Annotated in this window: 22 protein-coding genes and 1 pseudogene; 10 read left to right on the top strand and 13 right to left on the bottom strand. The window is 70.1% G+C overall.

Features of this window, described 5'->3' with window-relative positions; all coding sequences use genetic code 11:
- Nucleotides 1-8 precede the first annotated feature (8 nt).
- From OG246_RS03105 to OG246_RS03095, 3 genes are all read right to left on the bottom strand, one after another.
- Entirely contained in the window at nt 9-1043 is a 1035-nt protein-coding gene (locus OG246_RS03105) for a hypothetical protein (RefSeq protein ID WP_266455458.1), read from the bottom strand.
- The gene (locus OG246_RS03100) at nt 1040-1582 is read right to left on the bottom strand and encodes a SigE family RNA polymerase sigma factor (RefSeq protein ID WP_266455456.1); all 543 of its coding nucleotides are present in this window, start codon (nt 1580-1582) and stop codon (nt 1040-1042) included. Before OG246_RS03100 ends, OG246_RS03105 begins: the two co-directional genes overlap by 4 nt.
- Before the next feature lie 66 nt (nt 1583-1648).
- Nucleotides 1649-1774 (bottom strand): hypothetical protein, encoded by a 126-nt coding sequence (locus tag OG246_RS03095; RefSeq protein WP_266455453.1) that lies wholly within the window; start codon nt 1772-1774, stop codon nt 1649-1651.
- 435 nt (nt 1775-2209) lie between these two features.
- On the opposite strand from OG246_RS03095, the gene OG246_RS03090 reads away from it, so the two are divergent.
- The 8 genes from OG246_RS03090 to OG246_RS03055 all read left to right on the top strand — a co-directional run bounded on the left by OG246_RS03090 (nt 2210) and on the right by OG246_RS03055 (nt 12282).
- Nucleotides 2210-3448, top strand: a complete 1239-nt coding sequence (locus tag OG246_RS03090) for an amidohydrolase (protein ID WP_266455450.1) — start codon at nt 2210-2212, stop codon at nt 3446-3448.
- A 370-nt stretch (nt 3449-3818) separates the two neighbouring features.
- A complete protein-coding gene (locus OG246_RS03085; RefSeq protein WP_266455447.1) occupies nt 3819-4874 on the top strand; it encodes a BMP family protein in 1056 nt (351 codons plus the stop codon).
- Nucleotides 4875-5176: 302 nt separating this feature from the next.
- Nucleotides 5177-6226 carry a BMP family protein gene (locus tag OG246_RS03080; protein WP_266455445.1) on the top strand — a complete coding sequence of 350 codons (1050 nt, stop codon included), beginning with the start codon at nt 5177-5179 and terminating at the stop codon, nt 6224-6226.
- A 271-nt stretch (nt 6227-6497) separates the two neighbouring features.
- Complete coding sequence (locus OG246_RS03075; protein ID WP_266455443.1) at nt 6498-8114, top strand: ABC transporter ATP-binding protein; 1617 nt, start codon at nt 6498-6500, stop codon at nt 8112-8114.
- Nucleotides 8114-9244 (top strand): ABC transporter permease, encoded by a 1131-nt coding sequence (locus OG246_RS03070; protein ID WP_266455440.1) that lies wholly within the window; start codon nt 8114-8116, stop codon nt 9242-9244. The genes OG246_RS03075 and OG246_RS03070 overlap by 1 nt, the downstream gene beginning before the upstream one ends.
- On the top strand, nt 9241-10506 hold the full coding sequence (locus OG246_RS03065) for an ABC transporter permease (RefSeq protein WP_266455438.1): 1266 nt from the start codon (nt 9241-9243) through the stop codon (nt 10504-10506). Before OG246_RS03070 ends, OG246_RS03065 begins: the two co-directional genes overlap by 4 nt.
- A complete protein-coding gene (locus OG246_RS03060; RefSeq protein ID WP_266455435.1) occupies nt 10503-10916 on the top strand; it encodes a cytidine deaminase in 414 nt (137 codons plus the stop codon). The genes OG246_RS03065 and OG246_RS03060 overlap by 4 nt, the downstream gene beginning before the upstream one ends.
- A gap of 82 nt (nt 10917-10998) precedes the next feature.
- Nucleotides 10999-12282, top strand: coding sequence for a thymidine phosphorylase (locus tag OG246_RS03055; protein WP_266463818.1), 1284 nt, complete (start codon nt 10999-11001; stop codon nt 12280-12282).
- Nucleotides 12283-12307: 25 nt separating this feature from the next.
- Here the strand turns inward: OG246_RS03055 and OG246_RS03050 are convergent, their stop codons facing one another.
- On the bottom strand, nt 12308-13228 hold the full coding sequence (locus tag OG246_RS03050; protein WP_266455417.1) for an AEC family transporter: 921 nt from the start codon (nt 13226-13228) through the stop codon (nt 12308-12310).
- A gap of 123 nt (nt 13229-13351) precedes the next feature.
- On the opposite strand from OG246_RS03050, the pseudogene OG246_RS03045 reads away from it, so the two are divergent.
- Nucleotides 13352-13591, top strand: a pseudogene (locus OG246_RS03045) (hypothetical protein); the annotation flags it as partial.
- A 39-nt stretch (nt 13592-13630) separates the two neighbouring features.
- On the opposite strand, the gene OG246_RS03040 reads toward OG246_RS03045, so the two are convergent.
- Both OG246_RS03040 and OG246_RS03035 read right to left on the bottom strand, forming a co-directional pair.
- Entirely contained in the window at nt 13631-14665 is a 1035-nt protein-coding gene (locus OG246_RS03040; protein ID WP_266455414.1) for a sigma-70 family RNA polymerase sigma factor, read from the bottom strand.
- Nucleotides 14666-14983: 318 nt separating this feature from the next.
- Entirely contained in the window at nt 14984-16273 is a 1290-nt protein-coding gene (locus tag OG246_RS03035; protein WP_266455411.1) for an MFS transporter, read from the bottom strand.
- Nucleotides 16274-16335: 62 nt separating this feature from the next.
- On the opposite strand from OG246_RS03035, the gene OG246_RS03030 reads away from it, so the two are divergent.
- Nucleotides 16336-17298 (top strand): LysR family transcriptional regulator, encoded by a 963-nt coding sequence (locus OG246_RS03030; RefSeq protein WP_266455408.1) that lies wholly within the window; start codon nt 16336-16338, stop codon nt 17296-17298.
- On the opposite strand, the gene OG246_RS03025 is transcribed toward OG246_RS03030, so the two are convergent.
- The 7 genes from OG246_RS03025 to OG246_RS02995 all read right to left on the bottom strand — a co-directional run bounded on the left by OG246_RS03025 (nt 17252) and on the right by OG246_RS02995 (nt 24899).
- Nucleotides 17252-18139, bottom strand: coding sequence for an anchored repeat-type ABC transporter permease subunit (locus OG246_RS03025; protein ID WP_266455405.1), 888 nt, complete (start codon nt 18137-18139; stop codon nt 17252-17254). The two genes, OG246_RS03030 and OG246_RS03025, sit on opposite strands and share 47 nt — an antisense overlap.
- The gene (locus OG246_RS03020) at nt 18136-18861 is read right to left on the bottom strand and encodes an anchored repeat-type ABC transporter ATP-binding subunit (RefSeq protein WP_266455402.1); all 726 of its coding nucleotides are present in this window, start codon (nt 18859-18861) and stop codon (nt 18136-18138) included. Before OG246_RS03020 ends, OG246_RS03025 begins: the two co-directional genes overlap by 4 nt.
- A complete protein-coding gene (locus OG246_RS03015; RefSeq protein WP_266455400.1) occupies nt 18858-20243 on the bottom strand; it encodes a TIGR03773 family transporter-associated surface protein in 1386 nt (461 codons plus the stop codon). The genes OG246_RS03020 and OG246_RS03015 overlap by 4 nt, the downstream gene beginning before the upstream one ends.
- Nucleotides 20243-21727, bottom strand: a complete 1485-nt coding sequence (locus OG246_RS03010; RefSeq protein ID WP_266455398.1) for an anchored repeat ABC transporter, substrate-binding protein — start codon at nt 21725-21727, stop codon at nt 20243-20245. Before OG246_RS03010 ends, OG246_RS03015 begins: the two co-directional genes overlap by 1 nt.
- A complete protein-coding gene (locus OG246_RS03005) occupies nt 21724-23352 on the bottom strand; it encodes a choice-of-anchor M domain-containing protein (RefSeq protein WP_266455396.1) in 1629 nt (542 codons plus the stop codon). The genes OG246_RS03010 and OG246_RS03005 overlap by 4 nt, the downstream gene beginning before the upstream one ends.
- Before the next feature lie 9 nt (nt 23353-23361).
- Complete coding sequence (locus OG246_RS03000) at nt 23362-24012, bottom strand: choice-of-anchor M domain-containing protein (RefSeq protein WP_266455393.1); 651 nt, start codon at nt 24010-24012, stop codon at nt 23362-23364.
- A gap of 125 nt (nt 24013-24137) precedes the next feature.
- Nucleotides 24138-24899 carry an alpha/beta hydrolase gene (locus OG246_RS02995; RefSeq protein WP_266455390.1) on the bottom strand — a complete coding sequence of 254 codons (762 nt, stop codon included), beginning with the start codon at nt 24897-24899 and terminating at the stop codon, nt 24138-24140.
- Nucleotides 24900-24990 lie beyond the last annotated feature (91 nt).

Genomic DNA, 24990 nt, shown 5'->3' with positions numbered 1-24990 from the left:
CCGACGCCCTACGACAACGTCTTCGCGTAGAACTTGTCCTGGTTGGAGTCGTACACGAGCTTGCCGGCGGCGTCGTAGCCCTTGATGCGAGGGGCCGCGGTGACCTGTTGTTCGAGGATTCCGGTGGCGGCGAACCAGCCGTGGTCCAGGGCCGCCTCGCTCGTGCTGCTTCCGTACGTGACGGTCACCTTTGCCACCGAGGAGTCGAAGGTGCCGATGCTGCCCCAACGGAACGGCAGCTTCCAGCCGTTGCTGGTGATGATCGTCTGCTTGTAGAGCTTGCCGCCGTTCATGTCGGGGACGACATGGCCGGTGTCCGGGCCGGCATCCGAGCCGCTGATGTTGATGCCGCTCGCCTTGCCGTCCTTCACGTTGCAGATGAGCCGCGTCTGCTCCTGCTTCGGCTTCTCCCTGACCGCGACGACGAACATGCCGTCGCCGGGGGCGTTGTCGTCCCCGGTGCTGTTCATGGCGAGGAGGACGCGGTAGTCGGCGGCGGTCCCCAGATCCGAGTGCGAGAAGCCCAGGTCGCCGTTGTAGGCGATGCACGCTTCCAGCCCGTCCGCGGCCTCGGACAAGGTGATGCCGTCGACGAGCTGGCCGGGGGTCGCCGGGCCGGTGGGACCGGACGGCGACGGGGATGGGGATGAAGACGGGGGCGCCGAGGTGGGGGGCGCGCTGGAGGTGGGGGAGGCCGTCCCCACCACCGTGTCCGCACCGGCCGGGGAGTCGTCCGCGCGCCCGAAGGCGTACGCCCCCGCGGGCACGGCGGCCAGGGTCACCAGCACGACCCCGGTGGCCGCCGCACGCCGCCGGCTGCCCGTGCGGCCCTGCCGCTGGATGGTGGCGCAGGGGGCGGGCGAGGGCGCGATGGCGTACGCGTCCTCGGCCAGCAACTCCCTCAACTGCGCCTCGAATCGGCCTGGAGCGGAGTGCGCGTCGAGACCCGGACCGGAGGGTGTTCCACCGCCCGGCTTCGAGCCCTTCGACCCCCAGGAAGGGTCCCAGCCCTCGTACATGCCCTCGTTCTCATCCCGGCTCACCGGCTGCCTCCCCGTTCGAACGTCATGGGTCCGGGCGCGTCCATGACCCGCGCAAGACCCGGATACTCACGCAACTTCGCCAGCCCCTTGGAAGCCTGGCTCTTGACCGTGCCCTGCGAACAGCCCAGTACCTCGGCGGTCTCCGCCTCGGAGAGGTCCTCCCAGTACCGCATGACGACCACCGCCCGCTGCCGCGGCGGCAGCCCCGCCAGCGCGGCCATCAGCACGCTCCGCTCGTCGGCCCGTGAGACGGCGTCGTCCTGCCCCGCCCGCTCCGGCGGCGCTGCGGTGAGCCGCTCGGTGACCCGCCGCTTGCGGAAGCGGTCGCTGTTGCAGCTGACCAGCACGCGCCGCACGTACGCCTCCGGGCTGTCACTGCGCCGCACCCGCCGCCACGACCGGTAGGCCTTGGCCAGCGCGGTCTGCGTCAGGTCCTCCGCGTCGTGCGGATCACCCGTCAACAGATAGGCGGTCCGCACCAGATGGGTCCACCGCGCCCTCACGAAGGCCTGAAACTGGGCATCTTCCTCGACCTGCATTCCGCACCCCCTCGCCCCCCAGACCACCGGTTCGGGGAATTTGGTTGCCCGGACGCCGGGAGTCTTCTACGGCTCCTCCTCCCGCCAGGTGAACCCCGCGAGTCCCGCCCCGTCGGCAGGCGCTCCGGTGCCGCGCCGCCGGAGCAGCCAGACGCCCCACCCCAGCACCCACCCCGCGAGGATCATCACCACCAGCCCCCCCGACGACCAGCCCGGCCGTCCCGAGGAACCCGAACCTCGCCAGCATCCAGGGGATCTGGTCCTCACCGCATCCACATGCCCGCATGCGCCGAGCCTGCCCCGCGAGGGACCGGCAATCACGGTCCGTGTCGGAACCGCCGCGTGGCGGTGATGGTTCCGGGATCGCGGGGCGGGCTGTGAGACCGTGGAGAGCGAGTACGGGAATGGGCTCGGGCACATGAGGCGTTTCCACTCGGGAGTCCGCGGGAGACCCTCGGCGGATCGGCTCAAGATCCAATAGCCTGGAAAGCCGGGCGAGTTTACCCATCCCCTTCACTGTCTATGCGCCGTGCGGCCAGATTTTCTTCCCCTAACGGGTTGAAGTTTTGTTGATCGTGGGTCAGTTGGCCGCCCGATCGCCCTACCCTTCAGAGGGTGAACGAAGTCATGTCCCGAGAGTCCGAGGCCGATCTCCCCGGGGAAGCCGTGCTCCCCGGCGCGCTGCCCGAGGCGCTGCGCGCCGAACTCGTCGCGTTCCGCCGCGACTTGCACATGCACCCCGAGCTCGGCAACCACGAGTTCCGCACCACCGCGGCGCTCAAGGCGCGCCTGGAGCTGGCGGGCCTGGAGCCGCGCGTGCTCGCCATCGGCACCGGGCTCATCTGTGACATCGGCGACTGGGACGGCGTACGCCCCCTGCTCGCCCTGCGTGCCGACATCGACGCGCTGCCCATCCCGGACACGAAGGCCGACTGCGCCTACCGGTCGACCGTGCCCGATCGCGCGCACGCCTGCGGACACGACGTGCACACGTCCGTCGTGCTCGGCGCCGGTCTCGTCCTCGCCGAGCTGCACCGCGAGGGGCGGCTGCCGCGGCCCGTACGGCTGATCTTCCAGCCCGCGGAGGAAGTACTCCCTGGTGGCGCCCCCGACGCGATCGAGTCGGGCGTCCTCGAAGGCGTCGGGCGGATCATCGGTGTGCACTGTGACCCGAAGGTCGACGCGGGGCGCATCGGATTGCGGCACGGCGCCATCACCTCCGCGTGCGACCGGCTGGAAGTCGCACTCGACGGCGCGGGCGGCCACACCGCACGCCCGCACCTCACCACCGACCTCGTCACCGCCGCCGCCCGTGTCGCCACCGACGTTCCCGGCCTGGTGGCCCGGCGTACCGACGCGCGCAGCGGGCTCGCCGTGACCTGGGGGCGCATCGAATCCGGGCACGCCTGCAATGTGATCCCGAACCACGCCGAGCTCTCCGGGACCGTGCGCTGCCTGGACCTCGCCACCTGGCGGGCCGCGCCCGACCTCGTGCACGCGGCGATCGACGAGATCGCGAACATGTACCGGGCGAAGTCCGAGATCAATTACATCCGGGGCGTTCCGCCGGTCGTCAACGACCCGGTCGTCACCGACCTGCTGCGCGACGCCATGACCGCCCGGCGCGGGGTGCACTCCATCGAGGACACCGAGCAGAGCCTCGGCGGCGAGGACTTCTCCTGGTACCTGGAGCACGTGCCCGGCGCGATGGCCCGGCTCGGCGTCCGCACGCCCGGCGAGCGCGCCCCCCGCGACCTGCACCAGGGCGACTTCGACGCCGACGAGTCGGCGATCACGGTGGGCGTGGAGCTGTTCACCGCGGCGGCCCTGCTGGACGGGGCGTCCCGCTCCGACGCCGGGGTCTGAAGGGACGGGCGCGGCTCCTCCGCGGTCGCGCCCTCCCGGTCGACTCCGGTCACTCCGGTCGCGTCCTCTCCGCCGACTCCGGTCACTCCGGTAGCGCCCTCCACCCCTGCGTCGTAGCGTGGTGCCGAGACACCCGTAACCGCTTGTCCAGTCACGCATACTCGCAATCCGCACACGGATCGTCACCACGACAGTGGGCGGTCTGTCCTCAAGTGAACCTTTTGGCCCCACGGTTCACAGGGACGTAACCGGCCATCGGCACGAATGGATAACGGCCAAGCCAAACCCCGTTCCCTGGACGGTCTACGCGCGTTAATGTGCGCCGAACTCAGCACCCACTGCGGGGCTTTGGAGAATGGGGAACCTTCAGATGCGTCGGATATCCAGACTGACCCGCGTCGCGGTGGGGGTCGCGTCGCTTGCACTCGCGGCCACGGCCTGTGGCGGTACCAGTAACGAAGCGGGCGACGACAGCAGCAGTGCGAGCAGCGGGGGCAAGGGCCTCGCCATCGCCTACGACATCGGCGGCAAGGGCGACCAGTCCTTCAACGACGCGGCGTACGCCGGCCTTGAGAAGGCGAAGGCCGAGTTCAAGTACGAGACCGCCGACATCGAGCCCACCGACGGTGAGACCGACGCGGACAAGGAGCAGCGGCTCGCCTCGCTGGCCAAGCAGGGCTACAACCCGGTCATCGGCATCGGGTTCGCCTACGGCCCCGCGCTGACGGCCGTCGCCAGCAAGTACCCGGACACCACCTTCGGCATCGTCGACTCCGTGGTCGAGGGCGCCAACGTGGCGTCCCTGGTCTTCGCCGAGCAGGAGGCCTCGTACCTCGCCGGTGTCGCGGCCGCCAAGGCCACCAAGACCAACACCGTCGGCTTCGTCGGCGGCGTGGACATCCCGCTGATCCACAAGTTCGAGGCGGGCTACAAGCAGGGCGTCACGGACACCAACTCCAAGGTCAAGGTCGTCTCGCAGTACCTGACGCAGACCGCCGAGGAGGGTGGCTTCTCCAGCCCCGACAAGGGCAAGGCGGCCGCCGAGGGCCAGATCGAGAAGAACGCGGACGTGGTCTACCAGGCGGCCGGTCTGTCCGGCCAGGGTGTGATCGAGGCCGCCGCCGCGGCGAAGGTCTGGGCGATCGGTGTCGACTCCGACCAGTACAACCAGGCGGCCCTGAGCAAGTACAAGGACTACATCCTGACCTCCGCGCTCAAGGACGTCGGTGGCGCCGTGTACTCGCTCGCCAAGTCCGTGAAGGACGGCAAGCCGCTGACCGGTGTGCAGACGTTCGACCTGAAGGTGGACGGCGTCGGTCTCGCCGACAGCAACCCGAAGATGGCGGAGATCGCCGGTCTCACCGACGCCGTGGCCAAGGCCAAGGCGGGCATCATCGACGGCACGATCAAGGTCAAGACCGAGTAGTGACCGCACCGGCGGCGGGCTGAGGCCCGTCCCGCGCCCGAACGGGCGAACACGATGAAAGTCACACGGAGCGGGCGGATACCGACAGGTATCCGCCCGCTTCCGTGTCCGCGCCGCAGGTCACCCACCGCCACCGCCCCTTTGCGGTCGGCAAGGCTCGACCCACCAAATGAGCGCCGTCGGGCACAGCCGCATAACAAGGTGGACAGAAGGGGTTTTCTAGTTGGTCTACGCGCGTTAATCTGCGGCGAAGCCAGCGCCGAGCCGTTCCGTCAGGCGCTTGTACGACAGGAGCACAACTCATGCGCCGGGTTCCCCGCATCGCGCTCGCAGGCGCTGCGACCGCGTCTCTCGCCCTCGTTCTGTCCGCCTGTGGCGGCACCTCGACCTCCTCGAGCTCGTCGGAGTCGAAGGGCGACCTCGGTCTCGCCATCGCCTACGACGTCGGCGGCAAGGGCGACCAGTCCTTCAACGACGCCGCGTACGCGGGTCTCGAGCAGGCGCAGAAGGAGTTCGGCTACAAGACCGCCGACGTGGAGCCCACGGACGGTGAGACGGACGCCGACAAGACGCAGCGCCTGGTCTCGCTGGCCAAGCAGGGCTACAACCCGGTCATCGGCATCGGCTACGCCTACGCGCCCGCCATCAAGGAGGCCTCGGCGAAGTACCCCGACACCACCTTCGGCATCGTCGACGACTCCACGGTCGAGACGGCGAACGTCGCGGACCTGGTCTTCTCCGAGCAGGAGGCCTCCTACCTCGCCGGTGTCGCGGCCGCCAAGGCCACCAAGACCAACACCGTCGGCTTCGTGGGCGGCGTGGACGTTCCGCTGATCCACAAGTTCGGCGCGGGCTTCGAGCAGGGCGTCAAGGACACCAACTCCAAGGTCACCGTCCTGTCGCAGTACCTGACGCAGACCGCCGAGGAGGGTGGCTTCTCCAGCCCCGACAAGGGCAAGACGGCCGCCGAGGGCCAGATCGAGAAGAAGGCCGACGTCGTCTACGCGGCCGCCGGTCTGTCCGGCCAGGGTGTCATCGAGGCCGCCTCCGCCGCCAAGGTGTGGGCGATCGGTGTCGACTCCGACCAGTACAAGCAGGAGGCCCTGAAGGCGTACAAGGCCTCCATCCTGACCTCGGCGACCAAGGACGTCGCCAAGGCGGTCTACAACCTCGCGAAGTCGGTCGAGGACGGCAAGCCGGAGACCGGTATCGTTCGGGGCGACCTGAAGTCCGGTGAGGTCGGCCTGGCCGATTCCAACCCGGAGTTCAAGAACAACACCGCGATCCAGGACGCCGTCGAGGCGGCCAAGGCAAAGATCATCAGCGGCGAGATCAAGGTCAAGACCAGCTGACGAGCAAGACCTCAGGACCGCTGAGCGGCTCCGGGGAAGTTCAGGAGGCTCCACAGGTGCCGCCCGCTCTTCCCCGGAGCTGCTTAGTAACCGCGGGGTTACGTCCGCTCAACGGGGTACGGGGAGTCTGGCTCTCCGTATCCCGTTCTCGCGGCGCGTCGCCCCTTATGTTGCCGTAGGGGCGCTACGCGCGTAGACGACCCCCTTTCCCTCAGGAGAGTGCGCCATCAACGCGTCCAGCAGCCCTCCGGCCGGCGCGGTCAACGGTCAGGTGACCGCAGTCGAACTCGCCGGGATTACCAAGCGGTTCCCCGGCGTCGTGGCCAACCACGACATCCACCTCAGCGTCCGCAAGGGCACGGTGCACGCCCTCGTCGGCGAGAACGGTGCCGGCAAGTCGACGCTGATGAAGATCCTCTACGGCATGCAGAAGCCGGACGAGGGCACCATCGCCGTCGAAGGTGAGCAGGTCACCTTCTCGTCGCCCGCCGACGCCATCGCGCGCGGCATCGGCATGGTCCACCAGCACTTCATGCTCGCCGACAACCTCACCGTCCTGGAGAACGTGGTCCTGGGCAGCGAGAAGCTGTACGGCATCGGCGGCAAGGCCCGCCGCAAGATCCTGGACCTCTCCAAGCGGTACGGCCTCGGTGTGCGCCCCGACGTCCTCGTCGAGGAGCTCGGTGTCGCCGACCGCCAGCGCGTGGAGATCCTCAAGGTCCTCTACCGCGGCGCCCGCATCCTCATCCTCGACGAGCCCACCGCGGTCCTCGTCCCGCAGGAGGTCGAGGGGCTCTTCGCCAACCTGCGCGAGCTCAAGGCCGAGGGCCTGTCGGTCATCTTCATCTCGCACAAGCTGGGCGAGGTCCTTTCGGTCGCCGACGACATCACCGTCATCCGCCGCGGTACGACGGTCGGCACCGCCGTCCCGTCCCAGACCACCTCGCGCCAGCTCGCCGAGCTGATGGTCGGCAGCGAGCTGCCGACCCCGGAGACGGCGGAGTCCACGGTCACCGATCGCCCGGTCCTGACCGTCACCGACCTGCGCCTGGTCGCCCCCGGCGGCAAGGCCCTCCTCGACGACATCACCTTCACCATCCACGCGGGCGAGGTCCTGGGCCTCGCCGGTGTCGAGGGCAACGGCCAGACCGAGCTGATCGACGCGCTGATCGGCCTCAAGGGCGCCGACTCCGGCACCATCACGCTGGCCGAGGAGGAGATCACCTCCTGGGCCACCCGCAGGCGCCGCGAGCAGGGCATCGGCTACATCCCCGAGGACCGGCACCGCCACGGCCTGCTCCTGGAGGCCCCCCTCTGGGAGAACCGCATCCTCGGCCACGTCAGTGAGAAGCCCAACGCGAAGGGCATCTGGCTCGACATCAAGGGCGCCCAGGCAGACACCCGCCGGATCGTCGAGGAGTACGACGTCCGCACCCCCGGCATCGACGTCACGGCGGCCTCGCTCTCCGGCGGCAACCAGCAGAAGCTGATCGTCGGCCGCGAGATGAGCAGCAAGCCGCGCTTCCTGATCGCCGCCCATCCCACCCGGGGTGTGGACGTCGGCGCGCAGGCCCAGATCTGGGACCAGATCCGGGAGGCCCGCCGCGAGGGTCTCGCCGTACTCCTTATCTCCGCCGACCTGGACGAGCTGATCGGCCTGTCCGACACCCTCCGGGTGATCTACAACGGCAAGCTGGTCGCCGACGCCAACCCGGCCACCATCACTCCGGAGGAGCTCGGCACGGCCATGACCGGCGCCGCCACCGGCCACCTGGAGAACGAAGAGCTCGCCGAGCAGGTGGAGCTCGAAGAGCAAGCCGAGCAAGCCGCCGATCAAGCCGAGACCACGGCAGACACCCCGGACGCCCCGGAAGACGAGGCCCGCTGATGAAGAAGTTCGACAAGGAGCGCCTGCTCCTCGCGGTGGCCGGACCGGTCATCGCGCTCGTCGTGGCCGTGGCGCTGACCTCGGTCGTGCTGATCGCCTCGGGCAAGAACCCGATCGAGCCGTACACGCTCATGTTCGAGCAGGCCACGTACTCCGACATCCAGGTCCTGATCATCAACCAGGCCTCGATGTACTACATCGCGGCCCTCGCGGTGGCCATCGGCTTCCGGATGAACCTGTTCAACATCGGTGTGGACGGCCAGTACCAGCTGGCCGCCATGATGGCCGCGGTCGTCGGCGCCCATGTCGCGCTGCCGGCCGTCCTCCAGGTCCCGCTGCTCATCCTGACCGCGGTCTGTACGGGCGCGTTCTGGGCCGGCATCGCGGGTGTCCTCAAGGTCACCCGAGGGGTCAGCGAGGTCGTCGCGACGATCATGCTCAACGCGATCGCCACCTCCGTCATCGCCTACCTCTGGCTGCCGAACGTCTTCGGCGTCAAGGTCGGCAACAACAACACCACCGGCGAGATGGACAAGTCCGGCTGGGTGCCCGGCTTCGACATGGGCGACTCGGGCGAGATCTACGGCCTGGTCGTCCTCGCGGCGCTGCTCGGCATCGGCTACTGGATCGTCCTCAACCGGACCCGCTTCGGCTTCGACCTGCGCGCCTCGGGCGCCTCGGAGACCGCCGCCGCGGCCAGCGGTGTGAACCCCAAGCGCATGGTGCTCACCGCCATGCTGGTCTCCGGCGGACTGGCGGGCCTCGCGGGCCTGCCGATCCTGCTCGGCGACTCGCACACGTACAGCCTGAACTTCCCGACCGGCATCGGCTTCCTGGGCATCGGCATCGCCCTCCTCGGCCGCAACAACCCCACCGGCATCGCCTTCGCGGCCCTGCTGTGGGCCTGGCTGGACAAGGCGTCGCCCGAGCTCGACTACAACGGCTACGACAAGGAGATCGCGGTCATCATGCAGGGCCTGATCGTGCTCTCGGTCGTCGTCAGTTACGAGTGGGTACGCGAGTGGGGTCTGCGCCGCCAGCAGCGCCGCGTCGGCGCGGAGCTGGCCGCGGGCAACGTCCTCGGCGCCTCCTCCGACAACGACACCAAGAAGGAGGTGGCGGGCCGATGACCACCGCAACCGACGTCAACCAGCCCTCGCTGGAGACCGCGCCCCCCGGCGGCCGCCGGCTGTCGCTTCCCGTCCTCCTGCTGGTCATCGCGGGCGGCCTCGCGCTGACCTCGATCGTCCGCATCATCACCGGCGCCGACGGCATCACCAACGTCAGCCAGATGTCGACCGCCCTCGAACTGGCCGTCCCGATCGGCCTTGCCGGTCTCGGCGGTCTGTGGGCCGAGCGCGCGGGCGTCGTCAACATCGGCCTCGAGGGCATGATGATCCTCGGCACCTGGTTCGGTGCCTGGGCCGGCTACCAGTGGGGCCCGTGGAACGGCGTCCTGGTCGGCATCATCGGCGGCTGCATCGGCGGTCTGCTGCACGCGATCGTCACCGTCACCTTCAACGTCAACCACATCGTCTCCGGTGTGGCCATCAACATCCTGGCGCTCGGCGTCACCCGCTACCTCGCCCCGCTCGCCTTCGAGGGCGTCCAGGGCGGCTCGGCCAAGCAGTCCCCGCCGGTCGACTCACTCGGCAGCTTCACGGTGCCGGGGCTGTCCGACTGGCTCACCACCCTCAACTCCAAGGGCTGGTTCTTCGTCTCGGACATCGCGGGCCTGCTCGGCGGCCTGGTCACCGACGTCTCCTGGCTGACCCTGATCGCCATCGCGCTGATCCCCGCCACCTGGTGGATCCTCTGGCGCACGCCCTTCGGCCTGCGTCTGCGGTCCTGCGGTGAGAACCCGATCGCGGCCGAGTCGCTCGGCGTCAACGTCTACAAGTACAAGTACATCGCCGTGATCATCTCCGGCGGTCTGGCCGGCCTCGGCGGCGTCTTCCTCTCCACCGTCGCCAACCCCTTCTACCTGGAGGGCCAGACCAGCGGACGCGGCTACATCGGTCTCGCCGCGATGATCTTCGGCAACTGGATGCCGGGCGGACTCGCCCTGGGCGCGGGCCTGTTCGGCTACACCGACAGCCTCAACCTGCGCGGCGGCTCCGAGAACGTCCACGCGCTGCTGCTGCTCGCCGCCATCCTGCTGCTCATCGGCGCGATCTGGCTGGCGATCAGGAAGAAGTACGTTCCCGCCGTGATCACCCTGGTCATCGGTGTCCTGGTGTTCCTCTGGTACGCCCTCACCAACGAGGTCCCGAACCAGGTCGTCTCCGCCACGCCGTACGTCATCACGCTGCTGGTGCTCGCGCTGTCGGCGCAGCGCCTGCGAATGCCGAAGGCGGACGGTCTGCCGTACCGGAAGGGGCAGGGCAAGTGACGGCCGCACACGGGGGTTCCTCGGCCGTCGACTGGGATGCCCTTCGGGAGGTGGCCCGCGCGGCCATGTCCCGTGCGTACGCGCCGTATTCGGGCTACCCGGTCGGTGTCGCCGCCCTCGTCGACGACGGCCGGATCATCTCCGGCTGCAACGTCGAGAACGCCTCCTACGGGGTCGGGCTGTGCGCCGAGTGCGGTCTGGTCTCGGAGCTGCACAACACCGGGGGCGGCCGGCTGACGCACTTCACCTGTGTCGACGGGCGGGGCGAGATCCTCGTCCCGTGCGGGCGCTGCCGTCAGCTGCTGAACGAGTTCGGCGGGCCGGATCTGATTCTGGAGACCCCGGCCGGGATCCTGCCGCTCTCCGAGATGCTGCCGCAGGCCTTCGGGCCGGAGCATCTCACCAAGTAACTCCGTGCGGCCCCTCCCGATCGACCGAACACCGATCGTCGGGAGGGGCCGCTCACCTTTCGGAAGGAAAGCCATGACTGTGTTGTCGATGGATGCCGTCTCCGTCATCCGCACCAAGCGGGACCGCGGTGAGCTCAGCGACGAGCAGATCGACTGGGTCATCGACGCGTACACCCGCGGCGAGGTCGCCGACTACCAGATGGCCGCCCTCAACATGGCGATCCTGCTCAACGGCATGGACCGCCGTGAGATCGCCCGCTGGACCGCCGCGATGATCGCCTCCGGCGAGCGCATGGACTTCTCGTCCCTGTCCCGCCCGACCGCCGACAAGCACTCCACGGGCGGCGTCGGCGACAAGATCACACTCCCGCTGGCGCCCCTGGTGGCGGCCTGCGGTGCGGCGGTCCCGCAGCTGTCCGGGCGCGGCCTCGGCCACACCGGCGGCACGCTGGACAAGCTGGAGTCGATCCCCGGCTGGCGCGCGCTGCTCTCCAACGAGGAGATGCTCGCCGTACTGGACGGCGTGGGCGCGGTGATCTGCGCGGCGGGCGACGGTCTCGCCCCCGCCGACAAGAAGCTGTACGCGCTCCGCGATGTCACCGGCACGGTCGAGGCGATCCCGCTGATCGCCTCCTCGATCATGTCCAAGAAGATCGCCGAGGGCACGGGCTCGCTGGTCCTGGACGTGAAGGTCGGCACCGGCGCCTTCATGAAGACCATCGAGGACGCGCGTGAACTCGCCTCCACGATGGTCGGGTTGGGCACGGACCACGGCGTGAAGACGGTCGCGCTCCTCACCGACATGTCGACACCGCTGGGTCTGACGGCGGGCAACGCGCTCGAAGTACGGGAATCCGTCGAGGTGTTGGCGGGCGGCGGCCCCTCGGACGTCGTCGACCTCACCGTCGCCCTGGCCCGCGAGATGCTCGACGCCGCCGGCATCAAGGACGCCGACCCTGCGAAGGCCTTGGCCGACGGCTCCGCGATGGACGTCTGGCGTCGCATGATCGCCGCACAGGGCGGCGACCCGGACGCCACGCTGCCCGTCGCACGCGAGCAGCACGTCGTCACGGCGCCCGAGTCGGGCGTGCTCACCCGCCTCGACGCCTACGACATCGGCATCGCCGCCTGGCGCCTGGGCGCCGGCCGCGCCCGCAAGGAGGACCCGGTCCAGGCCGGAGCGGGCGTCGAACTCCACGCCAAGCCGGGCGACACGGTGACCGCGGGCCAGCCCCTCCTCACCCTCCACACGGACACCCCGGAGCGCTTCGAGTACGCACTCCAGTCGGTCGAGGGGTCCTACGACATCGCGGCCGCGGGCACGGACTTCAAGCCGACCGCGATCGTGCTGGACCGGATTTCCTAGGCAGCCGTTGCTGATGGGCTGGTGGTCATCCCAGTAGTGCCGCGATGACCACCAGCACTGGTACGGCAAGGATCGTCGACAGCAGGATCGACTCGCGGGCCAGGGTTTCGCCGACCCGGTAGCGCGAGGCGTAGGTGAAGAGGTTCTGGGCGGCGGGCAGGGCCGAGGTGACCACGACGTCGAGCAGGGGTGCGCCGTGCAGGCCGAAGACGCCGACGGCCAGTGCCCAGGCGGCCAGCGGCTGGCCCACGGACTTCAGCGCGACGGAGAGCAGTACCGGGTGCCGGTCGGAGCCGCGCCCCGGGAGGCTGCTGCCGCACAGTGAGATGCCGAACGCCAGCAGTACCGCGGGCACCGACATGTTCCCGATCAGCGTGAGCGGGTCCAGGACAGGGCCCGGCACTGTCAGGCCGGTCGCCGAGACCAGGACCCCGGCGAGGGAACCGACCGCGATGGGGTTGCGCAGCGGCGTGATCAACTGATGCCACAGGGGACCCTTCTCGCCGTCCCCGGACAGGTCCAGGACGGTGAGCGCGACGGGAGTCACGGCGACCACCTGGAAGAGCAGCACGGGCGCGACCAGGGAAGCGTCCCCCAGCACGTATACGGCGATCGGTATGCCGAGGTTGCCCGAGTTGACGTAACTGGAGCACAGCGCGCCGATCGTCGTACGCCCCACGCCCCAGCCCCGTACGGCACCCACCGCGACGAAGACGCCGGCCGCCGCGGCCGTACTCAGCGCCGTGACCAGGAGCCGGCTGGAGAAGATCACCGACAGGTCGGCACCCGCGAGCGTCGTGAACAGCAGGGCGGGTGATGCCACGTGGAAGGCGAGCTTGGTGAGCACCTCACGTCCGTTGTCCCCGAGGTGTCCGCGCCGTCCGATCACATAGCCGACCCCGATGACGACGGCGATCACCGCGAAGCCGGTCAGCACCCCCTGCACGTCGCCCCCTCGGCGGGGAGGCGGCCGTCGGGTATCGCATGAGGTGTTGGTTCGTGGGGCATACACCCAACCCTCTGTGGGCAGCCCGGTTCAGGTCAATGTGATCCTGTGCGGACCCTCGCGATGAGTTCCGCGCCCCCGGCCGGTCTACTGAATGTGGATGCCACGACACCCGCGGTACTCGTGCTGCCGGGCCCGGTCACCAGGGACGAGGTGCCCCGGCTCTGTGACGACGTGCGTACGCGACTGGAGACGAGCGGGAGCGGGGTGGTGGTCTGCGATGTCGCGGGGATCGGGCCGCCCGGCCTGGGCGCCGTGGATGTACTGGCTCGGCTGGAGCTCGCCGCGCGGCGGGCCGGGGGCCGGATACGGCTGCGGAATCCGGACCCGGCCCTGCGCGCCCTACTCGACCTGGTCGGTCTCCGCTTCGAGGCCTTCGACACCCTCGACGCCTTCGAGCCGGAGAGGGAGGCCGAAGAGCGGGAACCAGCGGGCGGTGTCCAGGAAGCAGTGGAACCCGGTGATCCGCCCCTTTGAGATCTCCAGGACCTGCACGGCCCAGGGCGAGAAACCGCCCTCCTCCGGATCCGGCTTGTAGTGCGCGAAGCCCGGGAGGCCGTTGACCTCCACCGGCACCAGGCGCGAGTTCGCGCAGCCGGCGCCCAGCGTCGTCATGAAGCCGGTGATGTCGTCCGTGCCGACCAGCCACAGGTCGAACGGCGGCATCGTCATGATCGCGTCCTCGTGGAGCAGCGCCGTCAGCGCCGTCATGTCGTACCCCTCGAAGGCGGCGACATAGCGCTCCAGGAGCTTCTGCTGCTCCTCGTCGAGCGGGTCGGAGGTGGCGGCGTCCGCCCCGGCGCCGTCGCTCTCCGCGAGGGTCACGCGGGCCCGCTGGAGCGCGCTGTTGACCGAGGCGACCGTCGTGCCGAGCAGTTCGGCGACCTCGCTCGCCTTCCACGCGAGGACCTCGCGCAGGATCAGCACCGCCCGCTGCTTGGGCGGCAGTTGCTGCAGTGCGGCCATGAAGGCGAGCCGCACCGACTCCTTCGCCACCGCGGCCTCGGCCGGGTCGGTGACCTCGGGCAGGACGCGGGCGGTCGGCATCGGTTCCAGCCAGGTGTGGTCAGGGAGGGGGTTGAGCGCCGCCTGTGCCAGCGGTGAGGGTGCCGACAGGTCCATGGGGCGTGCCCTCTTGTTGCCCGCGTTCAGCATGTCCAGGCATACGTTCGTCGCGATGCGGTACAGCCAGGAGCGCATCGAGGAGCGGCCCTCGAACTTGTCGTAGCTGCGCCAGGCTCGGACCATCGTGTCCTGCACCGCGTCCTCGGCCTCGAAGGAGGAGCCGAGCATTCGGTAGCAGTACCCGGTCAGCTCGACCCGGTGCTTCTCCAGCCGGACGTCCAGGTCTGTCGTCGTCGCCGTGCCGTCGCTCATAGCCAACCCACCCCTGTGGCTGCTTCCGTCGCGTCTTCGCGCCGCACTTCGGAAGCTACCGCAGGCCACTGACAATGGCCCCCGGAGTGGGGAAAGGTGCAGGTCAGGGGGCGGGTGATTTTGTTCGCCCCCTCCGCCCCTACCCGTCCCTTGCTTCCTGGGGGCTGCCGCCCCCAGACCCCCGCATCGCGCTGACGCGCTCGTCCTCAAACGCCGGACGGGCTGAAGATTTTCAGCCCCTCCGGCGTTTGAGGAGCGGGGTCTGGGGCGGAGCCCCAGGAACAAGGGACGGGCAGGGGCGGAGGGGGCGAAAAAACGTCAGTGCGCCAAGACCGGCCCCCGCCGCGCCCGCACCCGCGCCGCGTGCGATCCGAGCACCGTGATCGCGACGACTCCGAGCACGGCGAGCAGGCCGAGGGAGACCGTGCCCGCCCAGCCACCCGCGTGGAACGCGACCGCGCCGAGCGTGCTGCCGGCGCTGGAGCCGACGTAGTACGCGGACTGGTACAGAGCCGAGGCCTGCGCCCGCCCCCGCGTCGCCGTGTGACTCACCGAGGACGACGCCACCGCATGCCCCGCGAAGAACCCCGCGGTGATCAGGACGAGGCCGAGCAGGATGAGCGGCAGCGAGTCGGCGAGGGACACCAGCAGACCCGCGGCCGTCGTGCCGCCCGCCAGGTAGAGGGAGCCCCGGCGGCCCAGGCGGCCGACCAGCCTCCCCGCCGTGGACGCCGACACCGTACCCACCAGGTACACCAGGAAGATCGAGCCGATGATGCCCTGGGGAAGGGAGAAGGGCGCCTCGGTGAGCCGGTACCCGATCACCGTGTAGACGCCGCCGAACACCGTCATGAACAGCGCGCCGATCGCGTACAGCCGGCACAGCAGCGGGTTCGAGAGGTGGTCACGGACGGTACGGACCAGCACCCGCGGCCGCAGCGAGCCCGGCGCGAAGTGCCGCGGAGCGGGCAGCAGCAGCCGGAACGCCACCGCGCACGCCACCGCGATCAGGCCGATCACGCCGACGGCGACCCGCCAGCCCCACTCCTGCGCGACCCAGCCGGTGATGACCCGCCCGCTCATGCCGCCGACGCTATTGCCCGCTACGAACAGACCGATCGCGGTGATCAGCGCCTTGGGGCGGACCTCCTCGGCCAGATACGCGGTCGCCGAGGCCGGCAGCCCCGCGAGCGCGGCACCCTGCACGGCCCGCAGCGCGATCAGCGCGCCGATCGACGGGGCGAAGGGGACAAGGAGGCCGACCGTCACGGCCACCACCAGGGACGCCGTCATCAACGTACGACGCCCGAACCGCTCCGACAGCGCACTCATGGGGAGGACGAACAGCGCAAGCGCGCCCGTCGCCGCCGACACCGTCCAGCTCGCCTGGCTCGCACTCACCGTGAAGTCGTGCGAGATGAGGGGGAGCAGCGCCTGCGTGGAGTAGAGGAGCGCGAAGGTCGCGACGCCCGCGAGGAAGAGGGCGAAGCTCATCCGGCGGTAACCGGGCCCGCCCGGGGCCATACGGGAGTCGGTCGGGACGGCAGGAGCGGAAACGGTGGTCGCGGCGCCCACGGTCGTGGACGCCCCGGTACTGGCAGAAGGCATGCTTCGAACCTAAAGACCCGCCGCTCATCCGTCCAATGCACAGAAACGCCATAATCGTTCCCGTGATGCATGAGCAGAGGTCAGAGACGCACCTGTCACCGTCCAGTGACACAGAAGACAGCGCGGACATGTCGAGGTTGCTCGCTCCGCGCCTCGCGTACTTCGCCGGAGTGGCCCGCACCGAGCACGTCACGAGGGCCGCGCACGAGATGGGCGTGCCGCAGTCGACTCTGTCGCGGGCCATGGTCCGGCTCGAACAGGACCTGGGTGTCGACCTGTTCGCGAGAAGGGGGCGGACGGTCTCGCTCACCCCGGCAGGGCGTACGTTCCTCGGCTCCGTCGAACGGGCCCTCGCCGAGATCGAACGCGCCGCCGACGAGGTGCGCGCGGACGCCGACCCGGCCACCGGCAAGGTCGCCTTCGGCTTTCTGCACACCATGGGCTCGGAAACGGTCCCCGGGCTCATCCGCGCCTTCCGCGCCGACCACCCCCGTGTCCGCTTCAGCCTCGTCCAGACCTATGGCGAGGCGATGCTGGAACGGCTGCGCTCCGGCGAGCTGGACCTGTGCCTCACCTCGCCCGTGCCGGACGCGCCCGACCTGGTGGCCCGCCGCCTCGACGAGCAGAAGCTCCGGCTCGTCGTCCCCGCCGACCACCGCCTCGCCGCCCGCAAACGCATCCGCCTCGCCGAGGCCGCCGACGAGACCTTCGTGACCCTCGAACCCGGCTACGGCCTGCGCCGTATCACCGACGCCGTGTGCCAGGAGGCGGGCTTCCGGCCGAAGGTCGCCTTCGAGGGCGAGGAGGCGGAGACGCTGCGAGGACTCGTCGCCGCCGGGCTCGGAGTGGCCCTCCTTCCACCACCGGCCTTCGCCCGCCCGGGAGTTGTCGAACTGACGGTCACCGCCCCGCGCGCGGTGCGCGAGATCGGCGTCGCCTGGCTCGACGGCCACCCGGACACCCCGCCCGTCGCGGCCTTCAAGAAGTTCCTGCTGTCGCGGCGGGGGCACTTGCTGCCGGAGTGACTCGCTGCCGCAGGGCCCGCGTCAGCAGCCCGTGCCGCGGCGCCAGACACCAGGTGACGATGAAGACGCCGGTCAGCACGACGACCACCGAACCACCCGCCGCGAGGTCATAGGCGTACGACACATAGAGCCCGGCCACACTGCCCGCGCAGCCGATCCCGGACGCGAGCATGGTCATCACCCACAACCGGTCCGTCAGCATCCGGGCGGTCGCCGCGGGCGTGATGAGCAGCGCCAGGACGAGTACGTTCCCGACGGCCTCCAGCGACATCACGATCGTCGCGGTGACGACGACGTACAGGGTGAGATCGAGGCGGAAGACCGGCAGCCCCGCCGCGCGGGCGGTTTCCCGGTCCAGGCTGACGGCCACCAGCTCCTTGCGCAGCGCGAGCACGACGGCGACCAGCACCGCCCCGATCCCGGCCACCGTCCACACGTCGGACGCCGACACCGCGAGCACCTGCCCGAACAGGAACGACGACAGGTCGGTCGTCCAGCTGTCCCGCGTCGACACGAGCACGATCCCGAGCCCGAACGCGAAGGCGAAGAACACCCCGATGACGGTGTCCTCCTTCAGCCGCCGGTTCTGCGACACGAACGCGATCAGTACGGCGGTGGTGATCCCGGCGGCCGCCCCGCCGATCAGCAGGTTCCCCTCGAAGGTGTAGGCGAGTGCCACGCCGGGGAACGCCGAGTGCGCCACCGCGTCCCCGATGAACGCCATCCCGCGCAGCACGACGTACACCCCGACGACCCCGCAGACCAGCCCGACGACGGCGGCGACGGTGAACGCCCGCTGCATGAAGGGGAGTTCCCAGGGGTCGAGCAGAAAGTCGATCACGCGGTCACTCCCTTGCCCGCCATCGCCCGGTCGAGTCCGAACGCCCGCAGCATCTGCTCCGGGTCGGTGAGAAGGTCCGGCCCGCCCTCCGCGACGACCGTTCCGTTGATCAGCACCACCCGGTCGCAGGTGCGGGCGGCGGCCGCCAGGTCGTGGGTCGTCATCAGCAGCGCCTTGCCCTGTTCGCGGGTGAGTTGTCCGAAGAGGTCGTTGAGCAGCTGCTGCGTGGGCACGTCCACTCCGGTGAACGGCTCGTCCAGCAGCAGGAGTTCGGGCTCGGCGGCGAGGGCGCGTGCCACGAGCACCCGCTGCCGTTGCCCGCCCGACAGCTCGCCGATGGGCCGGCGGCGGAGCTCGGTGAGCCCGGTCAGCTCCAGGGCCCGTGCGACGGCCGCCCGGTCCGCGGCCCGCGGCGCCCGCAGCCAGCCGATGGAGCGCGTACGTCCCGTCAGCACGGCCCCCGCGATGTCGATGGGGAAGTCCCAGGCGAACTCGTGCCGTTGGGGCACGTACCCGATGGGCGACGACTCGGCCCGGACGGCTCCCGAGGCGAGCGGGACAAGACCGAGGACCGCCCTCAACAGGGTGGTTTTTCCTGCCCCGTTGGGCCCGATGAGCCCGACCAGCTCGCCGCCGTCGACGGTCAGCGAAGCGTCCCGCAGGGCCGGGCGCCCGCCGAGGACGACGGACGCCGAGTCGACCGTGAGCCGGGTGCCGCTCACGCCTCCTCACCCGTACGGCGACGTCGTACGGCCCAGACGGCACCGGCGCCCGCCACCGCCAGACCGGCGGCCATGGATCCGAGGAGGACGGTGTCGTCCGCGCCGGTGTGGGCCATGGAACCGGAAGCGTCGGTGCTCCCGGTGGCCGCGTCCTCGGACGTCCCCGAACTCCCGGAGTTCGTATTCGTGTCCTCGGCGGAGTCCGACGAACCGTCCCCACCGCTCACCTCCGACGGATCGGTGCCGTCCCCGACCACGAACGCGAGCGTCTCCGTGTCGCTCACCTTCGTCCCGTCCGCCAGTTGCCCGGACATGGTGAACGTCAGCCGGTAGGTCCCCTCCTTCCGGAAGGCCCAGCCGCCGTGCGCGTGGGTGTTCAGGGCGACGTCGAAGGAGTCCGGCACGCCGTCCGCGCTGTCGAAGAGCACATCGGCGCCCGACAGCCCGTCGTAGGTGTAGAGCGCGAAGTCCCCTGGCCCGTCGGCCTTGTCGAGCGAGAACCTCACCTCGCCCTCGGTCGCCCCCGCCGCGATGTTCTCGGTCGACCAGCCGGGCCACAACAGCCCGTCCTGCTGCACCTGGTCGAGCAGCCACACCGGGTCGCCCGCCTTGCCGAGGAACGCGAAGTCGTCGCTCTCGGGGACGGTCTTCCTGGCGGCCGGCTTGACGTGCAGTACGAGGGACGAGGGTTCGCGCCAGGTGGTCTTCCCGGCGACGGTTCCGTCCTTGACGTGGATCTGCATCCTGCCGGCCACGACCCGGGCGGCGATGTCGATGTGCCCCTCGTCGAGGGTCGTCTTCGTGGAGACGACGGTCACGTCGTCCTCGGTGGCGGACCGGACTTCCTCGGTGGCGGACCGGACCTCCTCGGCGGCGGGTTGGGCGAGCTGCTGGGCGGCGAGCATCGGGACGGCGGGCGTCTCGGTCACCTCGGCGGCAGGAATCCTGGCGGCGGGCGGAGGAGACTCATCCGCCTGGGCCTCGGTCTCCGCCTCCTCGATGGCCGTATCCCCGACAAGCACCTGATACCGAGCCTCGGTCGCCTCACCCGTCCGGAAGACCAGCTCGTACGTCCCCGCAGCCGCGAACACCCAACGCGCGTCGCCCTCTTGACCCTCCGAGGTCACCGCCCCCGGCCCCTCGGCCCCGCTCAGCGACCACCCGTCCCGGCCCCAGCCGGTCTCGTCCGCCGTCACCTCCCACACGCGCGAGCCCGCGAAGTCCTCGCCGCCTCCGGACACGACGATCCGATGGGAGTCGTCCACCTCCACCACGGGAACCTCGGCGTCCACGCCGTCCTCCGCCGCGAAGGCCACACCCCCGCCCACCGCCAGCGTGGCGGCCAGCGCCACCGCCACTGCCGTACCAACCCTGCCGCGCATCAACGTGCCTCTCCCTCAAGGCACTTCGCGAGCTCATTCGCGTTGTGCCGCATCATCGCCACGTAGTCGTGGACCTTGTCGTCGAACGAGTCGCCGTAGATCGTGCAGACGCGCACGCCCTCGTCCTCGGCGACCCGGCGCAGCACGTCGGCGCGGGCCGCGAGGTTCGGTTCGAGGAAGACCGCCGGGACGTTCTTCTCCCGGATGGTGTCGCCGAGTTCCTCGACCTCGGCGGCGCTCGGCTCCTGGTTCGGCACGGGGACGACGAAGCCCGCGACCTCCATGCCGTACGCCTTCGCGAGATAGCCGAAGGCGTCATGCGTGGTGATGAGCCTGCGGTTCTCCTCGGGGATCGTCGCGAGCGTGTCCGCGACCTCCTGGTCGAGCGCGCCGAGCGTCTTGAGATAGGCGGAGGCGTTCTTCTCGTACGCCGCCCTCCCGGCCGGGTCCGACTTGACCAACTCGGCCTCGATGCGGCGCACATAGGCCTCCGCGTTGGCGACGTCCTCCCACGCGTGCGGGTCCAGATCGCCGTGCACGTGCTTGCCGATGACGGCCTGCGGCAGCACCCACAGGTCGGCTCCGGGCGCGCCCAGGAAGCCGTACGCGCCCTCCTCGGGCACTTCCTCCTTCGCTCTGTCCGGCACATTGAGCGTGACGTCGCCGGTCGCGTGGTACGTCCGCTTCCCGGTGTCGGGGTCGTCGGAGCGTACGGACACCTTGTGCCGCTCGGCGTCGAAGGCGACGTCCGCGTGCCCGCCGTCGAGAACCGAACCCCCTGCGGGAGCCGCGCCGCCGACCGAGAAGGTCAGCGTGCCGCTGCCGGCACCCGAGCCCTCGACGGTCAGCCGGTACGTACCCGGCTCGGTGAAGGCCCAGTTGACGTGGGTGTGCGCCTCGGCGGGCAGCTCGAAGGAGTCGTCCTCGTCGAAGCCGTCGGTGGAGTCGACGTAGCTCCGGGGGCTGCCGAGGGTGTCGGTGAGATAGACGTGCAGGTCGCCCGGACCCTCCAAGTCCGTTGCGCTGATCCGCATTTGGTCACCTGTGCCGCCGAGATCGCCCTCGACCGCCCAGCCAAGCCACAGCACATCGAGCCCGAGGTCCTCCTCCAGCTTGATGACCGTGCCGCCGTACTCCTCCAGCTTCTCGCTGATCCCGACCTTGGGCGCGTCCTGCCGGGCGTTGCTGTGGACCATCTTGGTGATCCCCGGCTCTTCGAGCAGCAGCCCGTTGCTGAAGACCAGGTCGGCCCGCGCGACCTTCGCCGCGTCGCCGGGGCTCGGTTCGTAGGAGTGCGGGTCGCCGTGCTGCGGCACGATCGAGGTGACGTCGACCCGGTCACCGCCGACCTGGCGCACCAGGTCGGCGATGATCGCGGTGGTCGTCGACACCTTCAACTCGACGGTGTCCGAGCCCTGTTGGGACATGGCGCACCCGGCGAGCAGTACGCCCACGAGGACCGCCGTGACCGCGCGTCCCCTCACCGCTGAACCTTCCTTCTCCGTACGGCCCACACGGCCCCGCTCCCGACGACCAGCGCGGCGACGGACGCGCCGAGCGGCACGAGGACACCGGAGCCGGTGGAGGCGAGAGCGCCGGTGGCCGTGGTCGGCGTACGGCTGCTGGACGACGCTGCGGGCGTGGCACCCGCCGGTGACGCGGACGGCTCCGCGCTCGGGGCGGCACTGGTGCTCGAACTCGCCGTCCCCGTAGGCGATTCGGAGCCGGACGCACCGGCCGTCGGTGTCGCCGTGGCCTCGCCCCCCGCCCCCGGATTCACCGTCGACGGGTCGACGTCGTCGCCCACGACCCAGGCGATGGTCGCCGTGTCGCTGACCTTCGTCCCGTCGGCGAGCGTCGCGCTCACGGTGAACTTCGTGCGGTAGACGCCTTCTTGGGTGAAGGCCCAGTACGAGTGGGAGTGCGCGTCGACGCTGTGATGGAAGCTGTCGGGCAGCCCGTCGCCGCTGTTGATCCAGAGGTCCCAGCCGCTGAGCGAGCCGCCCGAGAAGACGGCCATGGTGCCCGGGCCCTGCAACGAGTCCACCCGGTAGGTGACTTGGCCGTCGAGCGCGGACGGTTCCCACTCCTCGGTGTTCCAGCCCGGCCAGAGGATGCCCGAGACCTGGGCGAGCGGCAGCCACCAGACGGGGTCGCCCTCGGCGCCGAGAAAGGCCGTGTCGCTCGTGATCTTCTTCTTCGCGGCCGGGACGACATGCAGGACGACCTCGTCGGGCTCGTACCACTCGTAGTCGTATGCCGTGCCTTCCTTGATCTGGAACCGGAGCCCGCCGTCGACGGGGCGGGCGGCGAGGTCCAGGTGCCCGTCGTCGATTACGTGGGCGGCGGGGCCGGTGGGGGTGACGGTCTCCGTCGGGGGCGAGCTGCTTGGCGTCGGAGTCGGCGTCGATCCGTCCCCCGGCAGTACGTCCGTCGGGTCCACGTTCCCGACCGCGACCGCGAGGGTCTCGGTGTCGCTGGAGACGGTGCCGTCGGCGAGGGTGGTGCTCGCCCTGAAGGTGAGCCGGTAGACGCCTTCGGTGCCGAACCCCCAGGTGGGGACGGCGTGTTCGGTGTCCTTGCCCAGCGTGTAGGAGGTGTTCGCGGCGGGGTCGGAGGCGAGGTGTACGTCCGGCGGGATGTCGTTGTACGAGTCGTCCTCCAGCCAGTCGTAGAGGGCGAAGCCGCCCGGGCCCTCGAAGCCGGTGAGCGTCACCTCGGTGTCGGACCCGGCCTCCGTGCCGTTCCAGCCGGGTTCCAGGGCGAAGATCTGGTCCGCCTCCCAGCCGTTGAGGTACCAGGCGTCCATCAGACTGCCCAACGGCCCCTGGAGCGGGCCCTCGACGAACGACTTCGCCTCGGGTACGACGTGCCAGACGACCTCGGACGGCTCGCGGACCACCTCGGTGTCCGTCGTCCGGTCGTCGATCTGTAGCTGGAGTTCGCCGTCGACGAGCCGGGGCGTGAGATCGACCGCCCCCTCGTCGAGGACGACGGCGCCGGACGCGGCCCGGGCGGGCGGGGTGCCGCCCGCCACGAGCCCCGCCGCGCCGGTGAGTACCGCCGCCGCGGTGATCACCGCGGCGGCGTAGGTGTGTCCTTTACTCATCGGCCCGGATCAGCCCGACACGACGAAGGTGAGGGTCTGCTGCTCGGAGGTGACCGTGCCGCCGCCGACCGTGCCGCTCACGGTGAAGGTGACCTGGTAGGTGCCCGCCTCCTCGAAGGCCCAGTTGGGGTGGTTGTGGGCGCCGACGGTGAACGACTCGGAGCGGTTGGCGGTGCTGCCGCTGTCGAAGTAGCGGTTCACCGAGCCCGAGGCGTCGCTGTAGACACTGAAGTCCTCGGTGGTCGCGCCGTTGCGGGTCGCGCTCACCAGGGTGTAGGTGACGGTGTTTCCGGTGAAGGTGCCGGTGGTGAGGTGCTCGGTGGAGACGCCGGCGAAGAGCACGCCTGCCGCGGTGGCCTCGGCCTCCGTGTCGGGCAGCAGCCACACCTGGGTGCCGGTGCCGAGGAAGCCGTAGCCCGGGTTGGTGACCTTCGCCGCCGCCGGGACGGCCAGGGTCACATCGGCCGGCTCGTACTCGGTGTCGGTCACCTCGTCGTGCACGTGCAGGTGCAGGGCGCTGCCGTCCCACTCCGAGTCGAGTACGTCGACGTGGCCGGACGACAGCGTTGTCGCGGCGAAGGCCGACGTGTTGAGACCGGCCGCGGCGAGAGCGGCGGCGGCGACACCGGCAACGGTCAGCAGGCGCTTGCGGGTACGCAAAATAGACCCCCCTGAGTCATGTACATGCCCCCCATGGGCATGTAAAGACGATAATCATTTTCAGTAAAGGTGCGCAAGGGGGTCCTGTGAGAGGGGTGACCTGTTGTGCGCGGGAGAGTTGGCGGCTACCGCCGCAGCGACTGCCCGAAGCCCGCCGCGAGCGGCATCCTCAGCCCCAGCGGCGGCGGCGCGGCGAACGCGTCCTCGACCGGGCGCGAGAAGGAGCGCCCGAACAGCGCGCCCAGGACGAAGTCCTCGGCGAGAGCAAGGACTTCACTCCGGTGCTGCTGCAGCGCGTGCCCGTCGGAGTGGACCTCGAAGCGGCAGATGTCGCGGTTGGCCTTCTTCGCGCGCGCCGCCAGACGGAAGGACAGTTCCGGGTCGGTGCGCTCGTCGTTCGTGCCGTGCACGATCAGCACCCGGCGCCCGGCCAGCTGTTTCACCGGTTCGGGTGGTGCCGCCACGTCCTCCTCGGGCAGCCAAGGGGCAAGCGCGAGAACGGAGTTGACGGCGCTGTGGCCGCCCGCGTGCAGCGCCGCGCGGCCTCCCATGTCGACGCCGGCCAGGCACACGGGGACGTCTCCGTAACGGCGTACGACCTCGTCGGCGGCCCAGGACGCGTCGGCCGCCAGCTCCGCCTCGGGGCCGTTCCAGCCCCGGACCCGGTAGTGCACCACATGCGTGACCAGGCCCTCCGTGCGTCCCGCGCGGGTCAGTCGGCGCCCCAGGGTGTGGAGGGAGGCGGCCGCCAGCATCGAGGACGGTCTGCGGGCGGAGATCTCCTCGCCACCCGGGAGCAGCAGGACGACCCCGCTGACCGCCGTCGGCTCCGAGCCGAGCGCCCTCCCCAGCCGGGCTCTGCGAACCGGCGTCGCTTGGTGTGCCATGACAGAACAGTCTCAGAAGCGGCGGTGTACGCCACCCGTCCGCAGGGTCACCGTTACGTATCGACGGATCTGCCCGACAGGAGATCTACGC

It is taken from the genome of Streptomyces sp. NBC_00620 (assembly GCF_026341825.1).
Taxonomy (GTDB): Bacteria; Actinomycetota; Actinomycetes; order Streptomycetales; family Streptomycetaceae; genus Streptomyces.
Note: the sequence above shows the minus strand (reverse complement) of the source record. Positions and strands in the feature narration are given on the sequence as shown.

What these genes read in the sequence shown, in the direction of transcription:
- OG246_RS03005 (WP_266455396.1), bottom strand. Translation starts at nt 23,352, where the DNA reads ATGAGTAAAGGACACACCTACGCCGCCGCGGTGATCACCGCGGCGGCG.
- OG246_RS03015 (WP_266455400.1), bottom strand. Translation starts at nt 20,243, where the DNA reads ATGCGCGGCAGGGTTGGTACGGCAGTGGCGGTGGCGCTGGCCGCCACG.
- OG246_RS03040 (WP_266455414.1), bottom strand. Translation starts at nt 14,665, where the DNA reads ATGAGCGACGGCACGGCGACGACGACAGACCTGGACGTCCGGCTGGAG.
- OG246_RS03090 (WP_266455450.1), top strand. Translation starts at nt 2,210, where the DNA reads ATGTCCCGAGAGTCCGAGGCCGATCTCCCCGGGGAAGCCGTGCTCCCC.
- OG246_RS03070 (WP_266455440.1), top strand. Translation starts at nt 8,114, where the DNA reads ATGAAGAAGTTCGACAAGGAGCGCCTGCTCCTCGCGGTGGCCGGACCG.
- OG246_RS03085 (WP_266455447.1), top strand. Translation starts at nt 3,819, where the DNA reads ATGCGTCGGATATCCAGACTGACCCGCGTCGCGGTGGGGGTCGCGTCG.
- OG246_RS02995 (WP_266455390.1), bottom strand. Translation starts at nt 24,899, where the DNA reads ATGGCACACCAAGCGACGCCGGTTCGCAGAGCCCGGCTGGGGAGGGCG.
- OG246_RS03100 (WP_266455456.1), bottom strand. Translation starts at nt 1,582, where the DNA reads ATGCAGGTCGAGGAAGATGCCCAGTTTCAGGCCTTCGTGAGGGCGCGG.
- OG246_RS03035 (WP_266455411.1), bottom strand. Translation starts at nt 16,273, where the DNA reads ATGCCTTCTGCCAGTACCGGGGCGTCCACGACCGTGGGCGCCGCGACC.
- OG246_RS03080 (WP_266455445.1), top strand. Translation starts at nt 5,177, where the DNA reads ATGCGCCGGGTTCCCCGCATCGCGCTCGCAGGCGCTGCGACCGCGTCT.
- OG246_RS03065 (WP_266455438.1), top strand. Translation starts at nt 9,241, where the DNA reads ATGACCACCGCAACCGACGTCAACCAGCCCTCGCTGGAGACCGCGCCC.